This window comes from Ruegeria sp. YKSD179, assembly GCF_059612885.1.
This window is the reverse complement of the sequence record NZ_JBXWRL010000010.1, coordinates 58,732-78,301: the sequence shown is the minus strand read 5'-3', so window position 1 is coordinate 78,301 and position 19,570 is coordinate 58,732. Positions and strand designations below refer to the sequence as shown.

Below are 19,570 nucleotides of genomic sequence, written 5' to 3'. Positions count from 1 at the left end.
CTTAATCAAAGGTTTCTGTTTTTCCATGGTCCCCCCCCAAAAAAAACTTGAATGTTCATGGAATACATTGGCGACCTAGGTCGTTTTGACAAAAGGGATTCACACAGTGCGTTAGGCGTGATTCAAGCTGGTATCTGCGATGGAGACCAGCTTGGCACGAGACCTGATGTCGGACGAGGAGTGGGCGTTCTTTGAACGGTTTATTCTCGCTGTCCGCGCGCCTAATGGGCGCAAGCCGACCAACCACCGTGTTGTTCTTGATGGAATTTTCTGGATTGCCCGCACCGGCGCGCCGTGGCGAGACCTGCCTGAGGAGTTCGGCAAATGGTCGAGCGTCTACCGGCAATTCCGGCGCTGGACGTTGGCGGGACTTTGGGAAGACATCATGGACGCCTTGAACCAGAGTGGGGCCGTGCCAGACGCCCTGCAAATGATCGACAGCACAGTCGTTCGCGCGCACCATCAGGCAGCGGGCGCTAAAGGGGGACTCCGCGACAGGGTTTTGGCCGTTCTCGCGGTGGCTTCACGACCAAGATCCATCTCCTCGTCAATGCTGCCGGACTGCCTATGAGGACTGAGATAACGCCCGGCCAGACATCCGATTACTTGGGGTTCGATCTGGTCATGGCCGACAATCTGCCAGAGCCAAGCGTCCTTTTGGCAGACAGAGGTTATGATGCTGACAGCATTCGGAAAAAGATGGAGGCACGGGACGTAATCACCCAAATTCCAATGCGCAAATCACGCAAAATGCGTGTTGGTGTCGATCATTTGCTCTATTCTTTGCGCAACCTGGTCGAGCGATGCTTCAACAAGCTGAAAAACGCTCGCCGCGTCGCCACCCGTTACGACAAAACCGCCGAAAGCTTCCTGGGCTTCATAGACATAACATCCATCCGCCTCTGGGTCCGTCTTTTGTCAACACGACCTAGGGCATCTTCCCCGTGCTGCGTCACATGCAATCCGCCGTCTTCGTCTTGGCGGAAGGTGAACAGATCGTGTTCAGGTCGTTTGTCTTTTTCAATTTCACTCATCGTCCATTCTCCAATGTTTGGCAAAAGTGACGGAAGTGACGCTTCTTCCTATGTGGGACGTATCTGAGAGTCTTTCGGAGTCTCGCGCGTACGTCGCATAAAGGGAAAAGCGTCACTTCCGTCACTTTCGTCACCCAAGCTTCAATTTGAGGTGCAGAAACCCGCGCCCGGTGTTGCGCCGCGTGGTGACAAATTGCCGGCTCTTCATCTCCTTTTGCAGCGTGCGTTGTGTCCAGGGCTGCAGTCCTTGCTGTTCGCACCACTGTCCGAAGCGATGATGCAAGGTACTGGTTGTGACGAAATTGCCCGTGTCGGCTGCGGTCTCGTCTTCGAGGAACTGGCCGAGAATGTCCTCGTCGTGGAAATACGCGTTGGATGCCGCGGTAATGCTGGCCGGTACGTCCAACCCACTCTTCTGCCATTGCAGCGCTCCGTCGATCGCCCACCGCAGAATGGCGGGCGCTTCTGCGCGCAGTTTATCCGGCAGCGTCTTATCGCGCTTTTCGGGCGGGATCGTCACAGTGAACGGCACCAGTGCGACCCGGGCGCGGATCGCTTCGTCGATACCTGCGAAGGATGGCATATTGTTTCCGGCAATGAAGAGCGTCAACTGCGGTTCGAAGTCGAGATAATCCTGCTTCATCAGGCGCGCCGTCAGCTTGTCGCCACCGGTCAAATCTTTGATTGTCGCTTCATCCCAGCTTTTACCCTTAGGCAGTTCGGAGCCGACGACGAGGCGCGCACCCTGCAAACCGGCAATACCAGTGGAGTGTTGCTCAAACTTGGAGTTGAGGAAGATCGACGCCGGAGCGCGACGCGCGTAGTCGCCGAAAAGATCGAAGAGCGTGTTGAGGAAGACAGATTTGCCGTTTCGACCGGTGCCGTAGAGAAACAACATCTTATGCTCGCTGGTCATGCCTGTCAGCGCGTAACCAGCCGCACGCTGTATGAAAGAGATCACTTCCGCGTCGCCATCAAAGACGTCACGCAAAAACTGCAACCAAAGCGACGGTTCTATACCGGCGGGAGCTGGTTCAACGGCGGTCTGTTTCGTGATCATGTCATCCCGGCGTGCTGCGCGCATTTCACCGGTGCGTAAGTCGACGGTTCCGCCCGGCGTGCCGAGGAGCATTCGGTTTCCGTCGAAATCGTCGGGGCTGGCCGCGCTTGCCGAGTTTGAGCGGGCGAAGTCCGCGACCGCGGCAACAGTGGTTTTCCCACGAATGATATCGGCCTGTTTTTCCGCCCTCTTGGATTGACCATCATCCTTGGCTTGCTCGATCAGCTCTGCCGCACGTTGCCGCAAGAATTTACGCGTCAACGTCATGTACTGCAGGCGATCGTCGATCGCCCAATGCGTGCCAGTCCAAAACAGCCACTTGTTCCAGGCTGCAACGTAACGCGCATCCTCATTCCATCCGCTCTCTCCAAGTGCGATGGCGAGGGCATCATGGCTCAGGTCGACGGATTCAATCGCATCGGATCGCGGCATGCCGCCAGACGACACTGGAGACCGTTTGCTAAGAACGCTGCGCCAGATCGCTTTGTTTTGCGCCTCACCGACTGCCTGTTTCAGCAAGGCCAGAGCGGGTGCGATGGAGGTGATTTTGTGCGGGTTGCCGGATGAATTCCAAACTTTGGCTGCGTCCCTGGCAGCGCAATCGCCACCGACATACTTCATTGAAAAGTCGATGAAGTCATCGCGCAGCGTTTCGCCGAAACCTACACGCAACGAGACGGCAAGCTTTACCCAGTCTTCTCGGATCAGAGTGTTCGGGGCCGCCGCGAGCAACTCTCGCATTGCTTCAAGAGTTTCGTCATCCGTCGCTTGGGCCTGGCTGAAATCAATGACTTCGACTTTTGGCGTCAATGACGTTTGAGCATATTTTGCTGTGTCCTTTACGGAAACAGCTTTAAAATATGCCTCGAGCGGAAAGCCGGGCAGGTCTTGGGCCTCAAAGGCGGCCGATAGGTTTCGGCCCTCATAGGCGTAAGTCGCTCCGTTAGCCATGATCGAACCGGGTGCGATGATGTATCCGCCATCGCCGCGCGTATCGACATGGCTGGCCGCTTTCTTGCTGGACGTGGGCACGCCCTCGATATGCTTGAAGATCAACTGTACGCCACCCGATTGCGTGCGTACCTTCACAGCATCCGGGTGCGACAGTGACAATTGCTCGATCTGGTCTTCGCCGCTGGCTTCCCCGGTTTCCTTGTCAATGTCGCCATCAACGACAGACAACCCTGAAACACTCCCGGTCGGCAAACCGACGACTGCGCCCGGATGGAGTTGCCACCATCGATCAATGGTGGCGAAGTCGGTCGTCGCATCCTTGAAGCCGTGCGACGTGTAAGGCGCCTTAGCTTTTTTTGCGCCGCGATCTTCTTCCAGACAAGGAAACACGGGCAGACCGGCTTCCGCGAGCTTTCTGGCGAGCAAGTGGTTCCCAGCTGGTTCGGGCTGTCGAGCAAGAGGCATAATGGCGGTCATATCGCGCGCTCCGCATCATTTTCCGCCTCATCGTCCGGATTTTGTTCAGCCTGGGCTTCTTCGGCTAGGGTAGTAGCCGCGGACGGATTAGCAGACATTTTCTCCCTAATGGCGGCTTTTCTGTAGGCCTTGGGGACGCACCCCATCCGCAAATCCCAAAGCGGGCAATTTGTCTGCACGCATTTGCGCACCTCTTTTGGATCGAGGGCGCAATCCAGGCATTTGGCCCTTATTGCCTGAAGTCCGAAAAGGAACAGTCTGTCGACATAGTCCTCAGCCGGTATGTCTCGTGGATCGCGGCCAATCAACTGGCCGCCGTCGCTTGCATACGGAGAGACTTCGAGGAGCGGATTGTCAGATTGATATCTCATGCCGCAGTACTCTCGCGGCCATTCATCCAGGCAAGAACCTCGCTTTCGCGCCATGCGACGGCTCTCTTCCCGAGCCGAACCGGCTTTGGAAAGTCAGGGTCATGATGCGGGTTGCGCGGATCCATTTTGGCGTAGATGGAAGACCGGGAAAGACCCGTCATTTCCTCCACCATCGGACGGCGCTGGAAGCGCTCGTGTGTCTGTGTACTGCTCTGTGCCATGTCGCATGTCCTTGTGTTGCTGCGGAACATGCTGAACCATTGATACTAAAATCGACGGCCGTTCAAACGAATGACGGCCCAAAATTGGCGTTAGAAAGCCCGCAACGACGCGAAGTTCCGCGGAGAATTATGAGCATTATTTATGGGCGCGTGCCCAATATGTCGCCAATCCAACGCTGCATACTTGACCGGCTTACCGAAACAGAGAGGTTTTTTTCTGACCACTCGATAGCGTACTGTATGTCGGCCTCTTTCTTTCCCGATAATCTGCCCTCGTCCGATAGCCGTGACATTTCTGCTCGAACCGCCGCTTTCGCTATCCCGTCTCCTTTTTGAGGCGCTCCCCTTGGCTTAGAAGACTTGACTTCTGGTGATATCTTTTCATCGAGTACGGTGCTGAAAACAGTGCGTTCTCCAGTTTCGGGGTTTGTAACGCCTTTAGGCGTTGGAAAAGTCGAGAGCACATCTTCGAACAGCACATAAATGCAGGCATAACCCTCGCGAGCGTCGTCAAAACGTGCAGGCTCGTCTACTAGCAAACTCAGGGTCCAATAATCGGCAGGTATGTCTTCAAAGAAATGCGAACGTGCTTCTTCGTCTGCCCAACGAAATGCTCGCCCTCTTAGTTTGCCATTGCGCAAAGCGAGGAATACTTCCGCTTTACACTCGTCCAACAGCGGCGAGACAAGTTTTTGCATTTCTTTCGCATAAGACATGGCTTCCTTTTCTACTTCGTTGTCTATCCAGCTGGCCGCGCGCTCTGGGCGGACGCCTAAGAGATACTTCGCTTCGTCAACGGGATGGCCTGTTGCAGCGAGTTCTTCTGGCAATGGAAACTCGTCAACATCAGGGTACGTATCACCGACGACGTTGGGGCTCAGCCGATAGTCTACCGGCTCTTCCATATCAATGCCGTAACCCCATTCATCCAAGTGTATTTCTGGAGCGCGCCCGAACGCGAGCCAAAACACAGCCTCAATTGGAAGACACAACTCGGGAAGCTTAGCTTCAACATAAACTCGCATCAGCCGATCCTCGCAACTTTGGCACTGTCTTCGGAAAGGAAAGCAGCCCAACTCTTCATTAGTTTTCGTCTCTTTTCAAAGAGATCGGAACGAGCATACGCGGCTTCCACCTTATCGGCCTTAACATGCGCCAGCGCAGCCTCCGCAACCTCACCCGGCACGTTTGTCCGCTCTTGAGCCCACGTCCTGAACGATGAGCGGAAACCGTGTACCGTGCTTTTGATACCAAGTTCTTTGACAAGTTTCGAAAGCGTCATATCGCTGAGTTGTTTGCCGCGAACGGAGGGAAAGACTAGACCGGAAGCATCTCGAAGAGATTCGGCTTCTTTTAGAACTTCCAGTGCGCGACCAGAAAGCGGAACCCTGTGTTCGCGATTCATTTTCATTCGCTCAGCAGGGATGGTCCAAACTGCGAATGACATATCGATCTCGTCCCAAACAGCACCGCGGACTTCACCGGATCTCGCAGCCGTCAACACCGTAAACTCGATTGCAAGTTTGGTCGAAGCCCAAGCACCGGAAGCTTTGATAGTCTCAATTGCGTCGCGAACTTCGGAGTATGGCAATGCACGGTTGTTTTTTTGCTTACGTTCCATCTTGGGCAAAGCCAACGCCTCGCTCGTGGCCGGGTTTGTCTCGCGCAATCCTTCGGCAATAGACCATCTGAACACGCTGAGGATGCGATGCTGTACCTTGACGCTCAAGTTCGGCACCTTTGCACGGCAGGCCAGAACCGCGCGCCGTATATCGGCAGATGTTATTTCGACGACTGCGGTGTTACCAAAATATGGAAACGCATAAGTCTTCAGAGAGGAAAGAAACGCTTGCGGTTCCTTCTTTCCTCGCCAGGTCGGAGCAAGTTCGTCTCGCGTGCGCTCCGCCGCCTCCGCAAAAGTCAATCGCCGTGCAGCTTCTTTTTTTAAGCGTCTCTTTTCTGAGAACGGATCGCGACCTTGTACAGCCGCTTTTTTGTTTGCTTGGGCCAAATCGCGAGCTTCGGCCAGCGTTACCAGCGGATATGAACCCAAGCCCATATCTCTGCGTCGTCCATGCACCCGGAGTCTCTGAACCCAAGAGCGCGCGCCAGTATCAGAGACCCAAAGCATCAGGCCGATGCCAGTTCCATCTGAGTAGCGTCCAGGCCCCAGGCTCTCTATTGATCGCGCAGTTAATCGCTTAGCCATCAAACCTCGCCGTTATTCCCACCATTATTCCCACCAAGATGGTGGGAACACTCTAGGATTTTGAGGAACTCTTTGGAAGAAGAGAACTGTTTTATTATTTTTTTTCAATATCTCCCTGGACATCACAGGAAAGCACTGGAAGACTCCATGGCTGCTACCACCCCAGCCACCACCCTCTAAGTTATTGATATAATGCAGATTTTTATATTTCGACGCGTAGTTTCGGGCGTCTTCTAAGGTAAATAAATACCCCAGACCGACCAATCTCCGGTATTCGGCGCAATTCTCCCAAAAGTCTGGAATCGCCATTTCCGCGGTAGCAGTTTGCGCGAATGTGATGGTGGCAGCATCGCCTTTCGTGCGGTCATAACCCAGTGGCATATTGCCGGAGGACGAAGCCAGCGACGATCAGCGCCGCAGCCGCAAGAATTTATTTAGATGCAGTGGCTTACAGCGTCGCAAAGGCGTCGCGCTGCTCTGTCCAGATCGGTGAGAAGGCATGGCGCTTCAACTGGTCGGATGTCATGCCGACGGGCTGCCGGCCTTCGCGGATGGCTCTGATGATGTCAGGCGCGAGGAAGGCCAGTTCAATTAGCTGCTGAACCCGACGTTTCGAGACGCCTTCGGCCTCGGAGATTTCGGCAAAAGTTTTGCCGGAGCGCACCAGATCAAAATACCGATGCGCGCGGGCGATGTTGCGCAGCAGGGTTGCATCAATCTCCGGCTGCGCGTCGCCGATGATGAGCCTGGTTTCCACGCCGCGCTTGCGGTGTTGGAACGGGGATCTGAAGGTCAGCACGTCTTCGTTGATGCGTGCGTGATCCACATCGATGACAGTCGCAAGATGCTCAGCCGAGACTGCGACACAGATTTCACCCGGCATGATGTCGATGCGTTCGATCAGGTTCAAACAGAGACGCCTCATATCTTTGTTTGCGGCGGCGTCGCCAACGGCCAGTCGGGACAACCGGGTTCCGATCGTCGCGGTTTCATCTGCAGCAGCATCAACCAGAATGCCTGCGCGCACTTCTGGTTGATTGAGATGTCGCCGGATCAGATCAGCAACTTTGTCTTCCAGCTCTGAAGCCGGCAACCGCCATCCCGATGGATCACGTGGTGCCGTTCCGCGTACCAGCCGATGGGATACGTAGTAGCGCAGCTTGCGACCCTTCGCCGTCTTCGAATGGCTTGGGGTCAGAATATCCCCGGTCTGATCGAAGATCTTGCCGGCCAGCGGTGAAGCTGATGCTCTTGCACCCTTCCGGTTCCGCCTCGTGAAGGTTCGATCTTTCGCTGCATCAGATCGGAGCTGTTCCTGGATACTGTCCCAGACCTCAGGCTCAATCAGCGGCGGATGCTGGCCGGGATAGACATTCGCATGATGCCGGATGCGTCCAGCATACACCGGGTTGGTCAGGATGTAGTGGATATGACCGTAGCTGAAGGACGCGCCGCCTTTCACTCTGCCCGAGATCAGCGTTCTGACAGGGGTCTTTAGACCAAGCGCATCAACCGCTTCTTTAACGACGCGCGTGTTCCGGTGTTTGAGGTAGAGGTCATAAATCGTGCGGATCACCTCCGCATCGGGTTCAGCGATCTTCAGAGACCGGCCATCGGCGGCATAGCCCAGCGGCACCGTCGCACCCATCCAGAGCCCCTTCTTCTTTGAGGCCGCAATCTTGTCGCGAATGCGTTCGGCGGTGACCTCACGCTCGAACTGGGCAAAGGACAGCAGCATGTTCAGCGTCAGCCGCCCCATGCTGGTGGCGGTGTTGAAGGATTGCGTGACCGAGACAAAGGACGTGCCTGCTGCATCCAGCCGCTCGACCATCTTGGCAAAGTCCGCCAGCGAACGCGTGAGCCTGTCGATCTTGTAGACGAGGATCTGATCCACGGTACCCCTGTCGATGTCCGCCAGAAGGCGCTGCAAACCCGGGCGCTCCATGCTGCCGCCAGAGAGACCGCCATCATCGTACCGGTCCGGCAACAGCACCCAGCCTTCAGCTTTCTGACTGGCGATGTAGGCAGCGCAGGCCTCGTATTGAGCATCGAGTGAGTTGAACTCTTGCTCCAATCCATCCTCTGAGCTCTTGCGGGTGTAGATGGCACAGCGGATCTTCTTCATGCGTCCGTCCCTGCCCTGCCGTTGATGCCGAAGAACCGCGGCCCCGACCAGCTGGTGCCGGTGATCTGAAGCGCGATGGCCGACAGGGATTTGAAGTGGTCGCCATTCATCATGAACCCGTCTTCCCGGACCTCGACCTGGTATCGCCGGCCGTTCCACTCGCGTACCAACTGCGTACCGGTTTTGATCACGGGTGTCGGGGGTCTGACCTGTTTGCCGCCAATTGCGGATTTCAAAGCGCGCTTTACCTCCGTCGTCAGGCCCCCGAACGCGCGGCATTGCGCATCCCAGATCAGCGCCTTGCGCATGAACATCATCGACAGGAAGTGCGGCGGGACGTCGCCAAACGCCTCCGCCCAGGCCACGCGCAGGGCGGCTCGCTCCATCTGACCGAGTTCTGCCCAGCGCGCAGTGATCTCCTCATCGCTCGTCATCAGGCGGCGTCGGCCGGTTGTGCCGTGATGCGGTAGCTGAGAGGCTTGCCCTCTCCCGCCTTTTCCGCGGAGATCTCGAACCCCGATTTGCGCAGGCCAGTCAGCGCCGCCCGAGTCGTATGCGACTGCCAGCCGAGTTTACTGCTGATCGTTGCAACATCCGCACCGGCCTTCCGGTTCAGCATCCGGATAAGCTGCGCTTTCTTGGTTTTTGGTTTCGATGATTGTGTCACTGATCTTCTCCATCTGGTTGATGCAGGTCGGAAGTGATCCTGCTACTGAGCAGAGCCCGGAAGCCCGGGCGGAGAAGGCGGCGCACAGCGCCAGGTGCGTCGCGACACAGACAGTACCGCTCTGTTTGGCGCACAAGTCCAGTGGAATAATGGCCGTTTAACGTGGAAAAGCAGTCATCCGACAGAAAGGCTCAGATGACCGCTTAGAGCCCAGAACAGACGCTCATCTAGCTATTTTGCGCTGCCGTGCAACGAACGACTACGTTGAGCCAAAACGGAACTCATTGGGTGTAAATAGACAAGGTGCGGTGTGCCCCTTAACGTGATCGGTTACGAATAAGGCAATAGAGGGAACTGCGGATGATCGAAGCCCCACCGACACTGACAATCAAGAAAGACCTTCGGCGTCCAACCGAAGCTCAAATTACTGCTTTCCGAGGCGCCCCGACCGGGTTTGTCGTTGATGCTATGTTTGGAGGTGGTGCCCTATCCAACACCATTCAGCCGATTGGCGGCGGCCATGATCTATGTTGCGTTGCCGCTGGCCCGGCACTAACTGCCGACTGTGGAGCTGCGGATGTGCTTGCCGTATTTGCAGCCCTTGAATTCACGCGTCCCGGAGATGTCGTCGTCTCCTCGTTCGCAGCCCACTCCGGGTGTGCGGCAGGTGGGGATGGGCTCGTTGGAATGTTGAAGAACTGCGGCGCCGCTGGGTTTGTGACAGACGGGCCGCTCCGCGACTACGAAGGTATAGTCAAGGTTGGCTTGCCGGTTTGGTGCACCGGTGTCACACCCGCGTCGCCGCATATGTCCGGGCCCGGGGCCGTTGGTTTCCCGATCCAGATTGGAGCCCAGGAAGTAGAAACCGGCGACATGATCGTGGCAGATCGAGACGGTGTTGTAGTCGTCCCGTTTGAACGTTTGGATGAAGTCATCGAGAATCTCGAACGAATTCGAAAAGCAGAGCAGGTGCAGGACGAAAGAGTTGTCGGGGGGATGCGAGTCCCGGACTGGGTCGGCGATCTATTGGCAAGCAATCGGGTGACTTACAAAGACTGAAAGCGGTTGATGGAGGGCGGAATTCTTACTTTCCGCTGTGTCCGCAGAGCAGTCAGTGAGGAACAGCAAGCAGTTTGATCGCTTTGGCCGAAAGCCGACATTCAGGCAAAGTGCAGCGAATGACTGTTGCGAGCCCAAAGGAGCCAGTCGACAAACGTTTATGTCCCTGCCGCGATCAGGTAGCGTTGGATTTAATGGATAACTCTGTCGAAGGATTCAATCGGACATGACCAATGGGCAAACAGGCCGCTGTCTTTGTGGGAACGTGGAGTACAACACAGGGGGTGAACCTTTGTGGGTTACCATTTGTTACTGTCGGTTCTGCCAGCGCGCCACAGGCTCTGATAAGATGATCGAGCCGATATTCGAACGCGAACCCTTCAGGTTTACTCATAGAAACCCGTCAATTTACACGCTTCCTTCAGATGGAAGCGGTAAAGACATAAATGTCCATTTCTGCTCCGAATGTGGGACAAAGTTGGCTTTGACTTTTGAGCGATGGCCGGACCGTCTGGGAATTTATGTTGGCACCCTTGACAGACCCACATCCATTTCGGTGACGCCAGAAAACAGCAAGCACATATTTCTGTCCGAAGCGCGGCCCGGAACCATTGTGCCGCCAGGCTTCCCTTTCTACGAACGGCATGCAGCCGAGAACGACGGTACACCCATCGAACCGAACGTGCGAAAAGAACCTTACGTGGTTGAGGGTTGATTCAGGGCACCTTCGGATTTCTTTGGGCTGCTCTGTCCGCACAGCGGTCACTCAAAAGCCATTCAGTCGCCGCACAGCAGCGAATGCCTGTTTTGTCCCGCACAGCAGACCTTGGGGCAACAGGACAGCGTTGGATAAGTTGTGGTCGTGGCCAAACTTTTATGAGTATTCTCGACTAATCTCGACCTCGGTCAGCACCTTGGCACCGGCGCCCTCAAAGAGATCTGCCAGAACACCGAAATTTATGAGGATACCGCCACAGGCCTATCTTCGGTCAAACACTGCAGACTGAGGTCGCCATTTGGCGCGTTCAGCCAATCGGAGACGGCATTCAGGAGATCGTCGACCGGTCGTCGCTGGCGCCCCTTCAGGGCGCATTCCCAGACAACCCCGACGCGCCAGCCGGTCTGGTGCAGCGACTTTTTGCTGGTCTCATCCCGGGCAACATTAGCCCCGATCTTTTGACGCCAGAATTCTTCTCGCGTGCCCGGCCATTTGAATAGATGGCAGCCGTGACCATGCCAGAAGCAACCATGGACGAAGAGCACAGCGTGATGTTTCGGAAAGATCAAGTCAGGGCGGCCAGGCAGCTTCCGATCATGCAGCCGGAAGCGGAAACCGCGGGCGTGGAGCCCGCGGCGGATCATCATCTCTGGTTTTGTATCTGTGCCACGTATCGCCGCCATATTCCGGCTGCGGGTGGCTTTGTCGTGCACATCAACCAACTCTGCTTACCGGCTCCACCTGATTGCTTGTCAAACTCAGAATATGCGGTCTCATGATCCGTGCAACCTCCGCGAATACCGGCACCGCGACAGAGTTCCCGAACTGTTTGTACGCCTGGGTATCGGAGACCGGAATCCGGAAGTCTTCGTCATAGCCCATCAGACGGGCGCACTCGCGTGGTGTCAGGCGCCTCGGGTTTCGCCCCTCACCGCGGCTGACGAGGATTTCAGAACCATCCTTGTAATACCGGGCCGACAGCGTACGAGCGATACTGTCGCCATCGACCAGCCCGAAACCGAAACCGTTGCCTTTTGCTTTATGCTTGGCTGCATAGTTCTGTAGATACTGCCAGAGCTTGTCAGAGAGCGTATATTTTTCACTGACTGCCGCATCCCGGCCAATCGTATAATGCCCTTCAGGGTCTTCCAGCCCGTTCTCAGGATGCAGAATGTCGCGCATGACCCTGTGACCACGCACCGGTAGATTGATGTCATCAAAAGAAAACCCAGTATCTTCCCGGAAGCCGACGATAACAATACGTTCGCGGTGCTGAGGTACGAAGTGGGCGGCATCGATGATACGGGTCCGCAGCGAGTAGCCCAGTTCTTCTTCCAATTTCCGCTTGATCACCGCAAAGGTCTTTCCTTTGTCATGGCTTTTCAGATTCTTGACGTTTTCCAGGAGAAACGCAGCCGGACGGTGGTGCTTCAGAATTCGCAGCACATCAAAAAACAGGGTGCCCTGAGTTTCATCTTCAAACCCGTGGGCCCGGCCCAGCGCGTTCTTCTTTGACACCCCGGCGATCGAAAACGGCTGACACGGAAATCCTGCAACGAGCACATCGTGATCCGGGATGGCGGCGGCGTCGACTTCGCGAATATCGCCAGCGATCGGGCGGTTATCGGCGAAGTTCGCCAGATAGGTCTGTTGCGCGTACTTATCCCATTCGGAAGTAAACACGCAGCGGCCGCCCGCCCCCTCCATGGCTTTTCGCAGTCCGCCTATGCCGGCAAAGAGATCGATAAACCTGAAGTCGCCGGCCCTCGGCAGGGGGCGACGTCCCTCGATCTCCAGTTCCAGAAGGCGGGTGACGCCGGCGCGGGGATTTTCTTCACCGCGAATCCAGCGGTAGATATGGCCCTCGGAATAATCGAGGTGCTTTGCCGCTTCCGGCACCGAATAACCTGCCTTCTGCAAGAGAATCCCGAAGTTTGTCATTGCTGCTCGCCACCCTGGGTATTTTTCTGACACTATGGCGGGCGCACGCCCGCCAGACAAGAACAATTTGCGGACATATGGTATATATCAGGTTAATGCCCACTCCATCCTGGGTCAGTCGCCTTGATCACCTGAATCAAGGTCTTCCGGATAGAACACCCCCGGCGGCAGTGTGCGTGGTCCTCCCGGCGAGGGGTTGTTGATGATCTCACGCTGAACCCATTCTTCCGTGGCACGCCTGTTTTCTTCTGAATGAATCATGGCCGCTGCCTTTTCTTTATCCGTAAGGGGGCGCGGTCTGGGCGGTGCGAAGACGTCTGTATCCCCGAAGATTTCCTGCCTCAGATAATTCACCTCCGGCACCCTGCGGAAAACCAAGGTCGGGTACCCGTGCCCGGAGTCGACCTGAAAAGCCCCGGATCTCTTCTCATCGGGTTCCGCATAGAGCCGCGGAGCCTGCAGATACTGCGCGGTAAAATTGCCGGCTCCGATCTGCATCAGTCGGTCGCGCAGCTGACCCTTGTCTTCGGTTTGCGGGGACAGCGCCTCGCCACGCCTGCGCTGAACAACGCGTCCGTCGAGTAGCGACCAGCATTCATCCTCAAGCGCGATGGCCGGCAGTGAAAGATGATCCCAGGTTTCGGAGCCGGCAAGAAGATGACTTGTCAGATCTTCAGGATGCAGGCGCTGCATGACCACGATAACGACGCCGTTGGTCTTGTCATTCAGTCGCTGGATCACCTCGCCATCGAACCATCGGTTTACCTCGGTCCGTGCTTTTTCATCTTTCGCAGCGTCGGCTGGCATCGGGTCATCAATTATGATCATGTCAGCCCCGCGCCCGATCTGACTGTTTCCCGCAAGAACAGGCATGCGTCGTCCGCCATCAGGCAACTCGAGAACTCCGGGCTTCTGGCCTGGCATTAAGTGCGGAAAGATTGCCCGAAGCCGATCCGACCGAAGAAGCCGGTCTGAGCTGCCACTCAGATCAGCCACCAGCGATCGCGTGCCCGCGATGGTCATGATCTTCCGCAACGGGTCCCGGCCAAGGACCCAGAGTGGGAAGGCGACGCTGGCGGCGTGGGATTTCAGGCTGCGAGGCGGGACATTGATGATCAGGCGCCGGATTTCACCGCGTGCGCACTTCTCGAGACGGTCGGCCATCAAGGCGATGTGCCAGTTGTCATACAGGGCAACGCCCGGGTGTAGCTCCCGAAATGCAAAGCGGTTGAAGGCGGCGAAATCCGAGCGGTAACAACCCAGAACAAGATTATCACGACTAACTTTCATCGCTGGCCTCCTTGCCGGCTTTGGCGATCAGGGCTGCGATTTCCGCTTCATCTTCCGGCGTGATGCGGAAGGGTTCCGGATCGTTACGTCCTTCGAGATAGCGGAACAGGAACTGCAACTGCCGGATGTCGCCGGCCAGCGCGCCCTGGACAATCCGTTTTATGACTGCCTGGCGCTTGGTCAGGCTTTTTTCCTGATCCCCTTCGCGAACGGTGATCCGGCTCTCAAGTTCCGCTTCAAGCAGCGTGTTCAGGTTCTTCGATTTCTTCGGCCGGCCTTTCGGATTGCCGGACTGCCCTTTCTTAAACTGCCTGTGCTTTGGCGGTTTGCCGAAACCGACGTCATAATCTGCGGAGTATCGCTTTTTACTGCCCATCTGTGTGCTCCTCCGCCTGTACCGGCTGCAGAGATGCTGTTTCATCGAAAGTTTCGTCGGTGTCAGCGCGAAGAGCTTCGAGGCCCGTCATCCGCTGCCAGCGCCGGATCGTGGCATCGCAATAGAGAGGATCTATCTCGATCAGCCGCGCGCGCCGGCCGGTCTTATCGGCGGCAATGAGTGTCGTGCCTGACCCGCCAAAGGGATCAAGGATGAGATCCCGCCTGCGCGAACAGTCCCGGATTGCGTCCGCAACCAGCGCAACCGGCTTGACGGTGGGATGCATTTCAAGAGCGTCCATACGGCCATGGCCGAAACTGTTGACCCCGGCGTATTCCCAGACATTTGTCCGATACCGCCCGTACCGGCCAAGCTGAACATTATTGACGTGGCCCCCCCGGCCCGACCGGAAAACGAAAACAAACTCGTGGCGCGACCGGTAAAGCGACCCCATGCCACCGTTGGATTTGACCCAGACGCAGATATTCAGCGTGGTGAGGCCAGCCTCAGTGGCTGCTGCATCCATCTCGCCGATGTGCCGCCAGTCCATGCAGTTGAACAGAACCGCCCCGTCGCAGCTGAATTGACGCTGGAGGTCGAGCGAGTGTTTGAGAAAGGCCGTGAACTCGGCACGTGACATCTCGCCGGATGCCATCGCGAACTCGCGATGCTGCGTCTCACCGAGGCCACAGATGTGACCTGACACAGGCACGTTGTATGGGGGATCCGTAAAGACCGCATGGGCCCGTTCACCTTCCATCACTGCTTCCCAGGCCGCAGGATCGAGGCTATTTCCGCAGCATAGCCGGTGATCCCCGAGGCGCCAGACGTCTCCTGTCCTGGTCACCGCTAGTTCCTGAGGGTCCAGCAAGACCGCTCTCTCACCCTCGCTGTCTTCGGTTGCTTCGTCGCCGATGAGGAGGTCGATTTCGGCCGTTTCAAACCCGGTTATCTCGACATCGAAGGTCAGGTCGGACGTCGTCAGGTGCTGAAGTTCGATGGCCAGGATGTCACGATCCCAGCCAGCCCTCTCCGCCAGGCGGTTGTCAGCGAGGATGTAGGCTCGCTTTTCGCTTTCGCTCAGGTGCTCAATCCGGACGGCAGGCACCGTCTTCAGTCCTAGTTTGCGGGCGGCTTTCACCCGACCGTGTCCGGCGATGATGCAGTTCGCATGATCGACGAGAACCGGGTTGTTAAACCCTAAGGCCTCGATCGAGCCTGCGAGCAGACTGATCTGCCTGTCACTATGCGTGCGAGCGTTCCGATCGAAGGGTTTCAGGTCTGCTATGGCGATCTGTTCGAGAGCGGATGCTCCCCTTTGATTGCTGTCTGTCATTGGTCGTACTCCATCGGTTGAAGACGACCTCCCTATTAAACAGGGTAGGAACAGCGATCATTTCGAATAATTCGTCGGACTTATTTGGAACGCGTTGCGTGAGGCTGCGCCGTTCAGCTGGTCTCCGACGCAATCTGGCGCACCCTCTGCCAGGAGATCGATCGGGCGAGACGTTTCCTGGTCATTCGGGCGGCTCGCTCACTGGGCGCTCCCTGCCACCATTCCGCTTCACGGATGCTAGCCCACCCGTCAAGGCCCGCCGACTTTTTCCTCGCCGTCAGCCAGTCCAAATAACTACGATAGTAGAGGCGGATAAGTTCGTTTCGAATGAACCCCGCAGCGCCCGCTGGCCTCCGTCCAGGTGGAGAGGGGACCTCTCCGTCAAGCCGGCGACGCAGGTATTCGAGGACAACGTCCGGGATCGGAGTGCTGCTGTTCGTGCGAACCACATCCATCAATAGTGATGAGTCAACCCAAGCATCCTGATCCGCGCGGATCCTTTCAGCGTGCCATTCGTAACGCCTATGATCATGCTTGCCGCCGTACAAACGATGCTCCTCCGAACCTTTCTTGGCCACAACATTCACAAACAGCTCACCCTAGATTTGCTCAAGATCCATTTGGATCTTTAACTCGCCATTGATGTAGCGGCTGTTAGTGCACTCGACGCCAGCCCCGAAGTCGCACTCGAACTGGCCTATCCGAATCTTCCTGCGGAATATTATCCGGCTTCCGAATTGAGATCGAATAACTGTGGGACCCACGCGCTCCGGAAAGCACTAAAATGTCACCCGCACTAGCTCCAACGGCTCTGAAGAACTTTGTCATATGTGTAATTCGATACTCGTCTCGGGTTCCGCCTTCATCGTGCAATCTATTGTTGTAGTAGATGTACCGGAATCGCCATGTTTCGCCCGTTTCATCACGCATTTCGAGCCAAGCGTCTGGGTTTTTTTGCGACGCATCAAGAAATGGTAACATTTCCAGAAGATCGGTCTGCGTCTTGGGAATATGAACACCTGCCTGATGACCGCCTGTCTCACCGGTGTCATTTGCCGTCAGCATTTTTTCGAAAGTTTGGTTACTCATCAGCTTCCTATTCCAGGCCTTATTGTTAGCGCACGTTTCAGATCATTAGGATCCCGGGTAGATACAGGAACCGCTTCATTCCCCAGCTGTCGGCGCCATTCTGATCGGTCAATCATAACGCGTTCTACCGTATCCTCATAAAAGAGGCGATAGATCCAAACAGGTTCCGTTTGACCTCTCCGATGCGCTCTGGCACTCGCCTGTGCTTCAAGCGCCGGGTTCCACGCCTGGGTAAAATGGATGACAATTGTCGCAGCTGTGATGTTCAACCCCGCGCCAGCCGCCTTCGGATTCAGGACAAGGCAACCGGGTCCCTCGTGATCAGAAAATGCATCCACGATCGACTGCCGCTCCTGTTGCGGTGTTGATCCATTAATACTCGACCAGAAAGCCTCCGGAAGTAGCCCCTTTGCCGCCTCGCGAATGAGGTCACTGCATCGATTGAAGATTGCAAAGATGAGAACCTTCTTACCGCTTTGAAACGCCTCGTCCAGGATAGAGACAGTGCGTTCGATCTTCGGAGTGACAAGCGGGGTTTTACCGGCTGGAGCGACTTCAGCGTCATCGTTTTCGTCGGCTCCACCCCCGCCTTGCAACCACGGATGAGCGCAGAATAGCTGGAGTTGCCCGGTCGCCACGAGATTTCCGGCTACCGGGTATCTCTCGAGCGTTGCCCGCCGAACTTCGTCGTAACGAAGCGCAAGCTCATCCCCGAGCTCAAGTGGAATGTCGATGTCCCTGCGCTCCGGAAGATCCCCGGCAACGTCGGCAACCTTTCTGCAAAGTACAACCGGGTCGGTAATCTGCGAAAGTGCTCGCGCCGATTCCTCGGTGTCTGGGAAGTCGGTCTCGAAGTTTGCACGGCTGCCCAAAAGACCCGGAATCGCAAGATCTGTAAGCGACCATAGATCAAGCAGGCTGGTTTCCACTGGCGTGCCGGTCATGGGTATTGTCCGCTCTCTGGGAAGAGATGCCACTGCTTTCCGCCGGCCAGAATCAGGGTTTTTTAGCGCCTGGGCTTCGTCGCATATCAGCCAGGTCCAGCGAAGACCGGAAAAAATGGAGATGTCATTCACAACCGTATCATATGTAGAAAGCACCACTTGAGCCTGTTGAAGCCCAGAAACTACCCCTGTTCTATGTGCACCACGATGGATAATGACAGACAGCTCCGGCGCGAATTTGAGTATCTCATTACGCCAATTCGCAATAAGGCTTGTGGGGCACGCAATAAGTGCAGGCGCTTCCTGTGTCGGTTTCTCACACAGTAGCAACGCTATCACCTGAATAGTTTTGCCAAGTCCCATCTCATCCGCGAGTATCAGTCCTCCGGTATGTTCAATAGTCCGACGCATCCAGGACACGCCCTGAGCCTGGTAGGGATAAAGCACAGCTTGCAGGCCCTTTACGGGCTCAGCGCGCGAAATCTCTTCAGCAGCTTCACGCGCAGGAAGGAGCACACCACTATCTGCAAAAACGGGAATATCCGAGTTTTCAATTCGGAGCAGACGAACGACATCAGAAAAGCCGATCATTTCGGGTAATTCTTCACCAATAAGCTCTCGAAGAACGTCTGGCGTGTCGTGGGGAAGCGGCCGGATCACATGCCCATCGGCAACCCAGTTATGACGAGGACTAAGTGCATTCCAAACCTTCTTCTGCCCCCGTACAGTTCGGCTCCCGACCAGGCTCACTACAAATCCGAAGTCGGTCTTGCTGATCTGAAGCTCGGGCTGGACCACACGCGAAGACAACTCCCATCCCGCCGTTGGACTGGCGGCAACAACCCTGTAATCAAGAGGAAGAGACTGCGCCGATTCAGCCATTGTCAAATTTCTCGAGGATCTCTTCAGGCGTCCAGGGAACCGGACGCCGAGTGTGAACGGCACGATGGCAGTTTGGGCAAAGAGGAATCAGGTCAGTTATCGGATCGTAGGGTCGCTCGTCTTCCGTCAGCGACAGAGGTTGCAGGTGATGGACTTCAATGATTCCGCCGGCCTCTTCATAAAGCTTTTCCGGGTCGAGCCCGCATATCTTGCATATTGGTCCATGAATACGGATACACAGCAGGCGGTTTCTGGGATTACGTTCTCGCTTTCTGATCACTGCAACTTTGACGGCCCCTTCGAGCAAGGCGTTTTCGTCGGGCTGATGGATCTCTTCGACCGGATCGTAACCATAGAGCTCTGCCATTGCTGCAAGCAGCGGTATTACAATAGACCTGCATGTTTCTGTAAGCGCCTCGTCGTCAAAGCGGGCCTCAATGTCCTTCTTTTCAACGATTATAGAGAAGTCTTTGGGACTGACGTGCCAGTTATCGAGCGTCTGCCCATCACTCAAAGTTACCTTAGCGTCCAGGGCGACCGAAGAAACAAGCGCACGGGCCAGCTGTATCTCTTCCTCTTCCGCATTTTGCATTTGACGGATGGTGTCCGCGGCAAAATTTCCAAAGGTCAACTTCGCCCGGAAACGATGAAGGCCTGTAGGCTGCAGAATGACGATCGGACTGTGCGACCTTTCAAGGTCCGAGAACCAAAGATGCAATGCGGTCTGGAGCCCGCTCCGGTCCTCTTCCAGACAAATGCCCGCGCCGGTTCCTTCCTCAACCTCCTGATGAATCAAGGCCCGTTTTTCGGCTAGCAT

Annotated in this window: 20 protein-coding genes and 1 pseudogene; 3 read left to right on the top strand and 18 right to left on the bottom strand. The window is 56.0% G+C overall.

All coding sequences use genetic code 11. The features are described 5' to 3' along the window. Window positions 1-139: 139 nt before the first annotated feature. A pseudogene (locus AC2FNE_RS08065) lies at window positions 140-924 on the top strand (IS5 family transposase); the annotation flags it as partial. Between the two features lie 240 nt (window positions 925-1,164). Here the strand turns inward: AC2FNE_RS08065 and AC2FNE_RS08060 are convergent. The 9 genes from AC2FNE_RS08060 to AC2FNE_RS08020 form a co-directional block, all read right to left on the bottom strand. Beyond that, entirely contained in the window at window positions 1,165-3,525 is a 2,361-nt protein-coding gene (locus tag AC2FNE_RS08060; RefSeq protein WP_496805143.1) for a phage/plasmid primase, P4 family, read from the bottom strand. Beyond that, complete coding sequence (locus tag AC2FNE_RS08055) at window positions 3,522-3,896, bottom strand: hypothetical protein (RefSeq protein WP_496805142.1); 375 nt, start codon at window positions 3,894-3,896, stop codon at window positions 3,522-3,524. Before AC2FNE_RS08055 ends, AC2FNE_RS08060 begins: the two co-directional genes overlap by 4 nt. Then, the gene (locus AC2FNE_RS08050) at window positions 3,893-4,117 is read right to left on the bottom strand and encodes a helix-turn-helix transcriptional regulator (protein ID WP_209509451.1); all 225 of its coding nucleotides are present in this window, start codon (window positions 4,115-4,117) and stop codon (window positions 3,893-3,895) included. Before AC2FNE_RS08050 ends, AC2FNE_RS08055 begins: the two co-directional genes overlap by 4 nt. A 140-nt stretch (window positions 4,118-4,257) precedes the next feature. Continuing rightward, window positions 4,258-5,142 carry a hypothetical protein gene (locus AC2FNE_RS08045; protein ID WP_209509452.1) on the bottom strand — a complete coding sequence of 295 codons (885 nt, stop codon included), beginning with the start codon at window positions 5,140-5,142 and terminating at the stop codon, window positions 4,258-4,260. Next, window positions 5,142-6,326, bottom strand: coding sequence for a tyrosine-type recombinase/integrase (locus AC2FNE_RS08040; RefSeq protein ID WP_209509453.1), 1,185 nt, complete (start codon window positions 6,324-6,326; stop codon window positions 5,142-5,144). Before AC2FNE_RS08040 ends, AC2FNE_RS08045 begins: the two co-directional genes overlap by 1 nt. Before the next feature lie 24 nt (window positions 6,327-6,350). Further along, window positions 6,351-6,707, bottom strand: a complete 357-nt coding sequence (locus AC2FNE_RS08035) for a hypothetical protein (protein WP_496805141.1) — start codon at window positions 6,705-6,707, stop codon at window positions 6,351-6,353. Window positions 6,708-6,774: 67 nt separating this feature from the next. Then, window positions 6,775-8,451 carry a recombinase family protein gene (locus AC2FNE_RS08030; RefSeq protein WP_496805140.1) on the bottom strand — a complete coding sequence of 559 codons (1,677 nt, stop codon included), beginning with the start codon at window positions 8,449-8,451 and terminating at the stop codon, window positions 6,775-6,777. Further along, entirely contained in the window at window positions 8,448-8,885 is a 438-nt protein-coding gene (locus AC2FNE_RS08025; protein ID WP_496805139.1) for a DUF2924 domain-containing protein, read from the bottom strand. Before AC2FNE_RS08025 ends, AC2FNE_RS08030 begins: the two co-directional genes overlap by 4 nt. Beyond that, window positions 8,885-9,118, bottom strand: a complete 234-nt coding sequence (locus tag AC2FNE_RS08020; RefSeq protein ID WP_496805138.1) for a DUF3489 domain-containing protein — start codon at window positions 9,116-9,118, stop codon at window positions 8,885-8,887. The genes AC2FNE_RS08025 and AC2FNE_RS08020 overlap by 1 nt, the downstream gene beginning before the upstream one ends. A 360-nt stretch (window positions 9,119-9,478) precedes the next feature. Between AC2FNE_RS08020 and AC2FNE_RS08015 the strand changes: the two genes are divergently transcribed. Both AC2FNE_RS08015 and AC2FNE_RS08010 read left to right on the top strand, forming a co-directional pair. After that, on the top strand, window positions 9,479-10,177 hold the full coding sequence (locus tag AC2FNE_RS08015; protein ID WP_496805137.1) for an RraA family protein: 699 nt from the start codon (window positions 9,479-9,481) through the stop codon (window positions 10,175-10,177). Between the two features lie 226 nt (window positions 10,178-10,403). Next, entirely contained in the window at window positions 10,404-10,892 is a 489-nt protein-coding gene (locus tag AC2FNE_RS08010; protein WP_496805136.1) for a GFA family protein, read from the top strand. 242 nt (window positions 10,893-11,134) lie between these two features. Here the strand turns inward: AC2FNE_RS08010 and AC2FNE_RS08005 are convergent, their stop codons facing one another. From AC2FNE_RS08005 to AC2FNE_RS07965, 9 genes are all read right to left on the bottom strand, one after another. Further along, window positions 11,135-11,608, bottom strand: a complete 474-nt coding sequence (locus tag AC2FNE_RS08005) for a very short patch repair endonuclease (RefSeq protein WP_496805135.1) — start codon at window positions 11,606-11,608, stop codon at window positions 11,135-11,137. Between the two features lies 1 nt (window position 11,609). Further along, the gene (gene dcm, locus AC2FNE_RS08000; RefSeq protein WP_496805134.1) at window positions 11,610-12,836 is read right to left on the bottom strand and encodes a DNA (cytosine-5-)-methyltransferase; all 1,227 of its coding nucleotides are present in this window, start codon (window positions 12,834-12,836) and stop codon (window positions 11,610-11,612) included. A 114-nt stretch (window positions 12,837-12,950) separates the two neighbouring features. After that, window positions 12,951-14,126 carry a hypothetical protein gene (locus tag AC2FNE_RS07995; RefSeq protein WP_496805133.1) on the bottom strand — a complete coding sequence of 392 codons (1,176 nt, stop codon included), beginning with the start codon at window positions 14,124-14,126 and terminating at the stop codon, window positions 12,951-12,953. Further along, complete coding sequence (locus AC2FNE_RS07990) at window positions 14,116-14,502, bottom strand: DUF5681 domain-containing protein (RefSeq protein ID WP_496805132.1); 387 nt, start codon at window positions 14,500-14,502, stop codon at window positions 14,116-14,118. The genes AC2FNE_RS07995 and AC2FNE_RS07990 overlap by 11 nt, the downstream gene beginning before the upstream one ends. Continuing rightward, window positions 14,492-15,838 carry a site-specific DNA-methyltransferase gene (locus AC2FNE_RS07985; RefSeq protein ID WP_496805131.1) on the bottom strand — a complete coding sequence of 449 codons (1,347 nt, stop codon included), beginning with the start codon at window positions 15,836-15,838 and terminating at the stop codon, window positions 14,492-14,494. Before AC2FNE_RS07985 ends, AC2FNE_RS07990 begins: the two co-directional genes overlap by 11 nt. A gap of 113 nt (window positions 15,839-15,951) precedes the next feature. Then, window positions 15,952-16,425: a hypothetical protein gene (locus tag AC2FNE_RS07980; protein WP_496805130.1), complete on the bottom strand. Its 474-nt coding sequence runs from the start codon at window positions 16,423-16,425 to the stop codon at window positions 15,952-15,954. Window positions 16,426-16,492: 67 nt separating this feature from the next. Beyond that, window positions 16,493-16,927 carry an EcoRII N-terminal effector-binding domain-containing protein gene (locus AC2FNE_RS07975; protein WP_496805129.1) on the bottom strand — a complete coding sequence of 145 codons (435 nt, stop codon included), beginning with the start codon at window positions 16,925-16,927 and terminating at the stop codon, window positions 16,493-16,495. Next, window positions 16,927-18,753, bottom strand: a complete 1,827-nt coding sequence (locus AC2FNE_RS07970; protein ID WP_496805128.1) for a DEAD/DEAH box helicase — start codon at window positions 18,751-18,753, stop codon at window positions 16,927-16,929. Before AC2FNE_RS07970 ends, AC2FNE_RS07975 begins: the two co-directional genes overlap by 1 nt. Continuing rightward, window positions 18,746-19,570 (bottom strand): HNH endonuclease, encoded by an 825-nt coding sequence (locus AC2FNE_RS07965; protein ID WP_496805127.1) that lies wholly within the window; start codon window positions 19,568-19,570, stop codon window positions 18,746-18,748. The genes AC2FNE_RS07970 and AC2FNE_RS07965 overlap by 8 nt, the downstream gene beginning before the upstream one ends.

Excerpts from the sequence above, each read along its gene's own strand:
- AC2FNE_RS08060 (WP_496805143.1), bottom strand. The coding sequence starts at position 3,525 with ATGACCGCCATTATGCCTCTTGCTCGACAGCCCGAACCAGCTGGGAAC.
- AC2FNE_RS08055 (WP_496805142.1), bottom strand. The coding sequence starts at position 3,896 with ATGAGATATCAATCTGACAATCCGCTCCTCGAAGTCTCTCCGTATGCA.
- AC2FNE_RS08050 (WP_209509451.1), bottom strand. The coding sequence starts at position 4,117 with ATGGCACAGAGCAGTACACAGACACACGAGCGCTTCCAGCGCCGTCCG.
- AC2FNE_RS08045 (WP_209509452.1), bottom strand. The coding sequence starts at position 5,142 with ATGCGAGTTTATGTTGAAGCTAAGCTTCCCGAGTTGTGTCTTCCAATT.
- AC2FNE_RS08040 (WP_209509453.1), bottom strand. The coding sequence starts at position 6,326 with ATGGCTAAGCGATTAACTGCGCGATCAATAGAGAGCCTGGGGCCTGGA.
- AC2FNE_RS08035 (WP_496805141.1), bottom strand. The coding sequence starts at position 6,707 with ATGCCACTGGGTTATGACCGCACGAAAGGCGATGCTGCCACCATCACA.
- AC2FNE_RS08030 (WP_496805140.1), bottom strand. The coding sequence starts at position 8,451 with ATGAAGAAGATCCGCTGTGCCATCTACACCCGCAAGAGCTCAGAGGAT.
- AC2FNE_RS08025 (WP_496805139.1), bottom strand. The coding sequence starts at position 8,885 with ATGACGAGCGATGAGGAGATCACTGCGCGCTGGGCAGAACTCGGTCAG.
- AC2FNE_RS08015 (WP_496805137.1), top strand. The coding sequence starts at position 9,479 with ATGATCGAAGCCCCACCGACACTGACAATCAAGAAAGACCTTCGGCGT.
- AC2FNE_RS08010 (WP_496805136.1), top strand. The coding sequence starts at position 10,404 with ATGACCAATGGGCAAACAGGCCGCTGTCTTTGTGGGAACGTGGAGTAC.
- dcm (WP_496805134.1), bottom strand. The coding sequence starts at position 12,836 with ATGACAAACTTCGGGATTCTCTTGCAGAAGGCAGGTTATTCGGTGCCG.
- AC2FNE_RS07995 (WP_496805133.1), bottom strand. The coding sequence starts at position 14,126 with ATGAAAGTTAGTCGTGATAATCTTGTTCTGGGTTGTTACCGCTCGGAT.
- AC2FNE_RS07990 (WP_496805132.1), bottom strand. The coding sequence starts at position 14,502 with ATGGGCAGTAAAAAGCGATACTCCGCAGATTATGACGTCGGTTTCGGC.
- AC2FNE_RS07985 (WP_496805131.1), bottom strand. The coding sequence starts at position 15,838 with ATGACAGACAGCAATCAAAGGGGAGCATCCGCTCTCGAACAGATCGCC.
- AC2FNE_RS07975 (WP_496805129.1), bottom strand. The coding sequence starts at position 16,927 with ATGAGTAACCAAACTTTCGAAAAAATGCTGACGGCAAATGACACCGGT.
- AC2FNE_RS07970 (WP_496805128.1), bottom strand. The coding sequence starts at position 18,753 with ATGGCTGAATCGGCGCAGTCTCTTCCTCTTGATTACAGGGTTGTTGCC.
- AC2FNE_RS07965 (WP_496805127.1), bottom strand. The coding sequence starts at position 19,570 with ATGCTAGCCGAAAAACGGGCCTTGATTCATCAGGAGGTTGAGGAAGGA.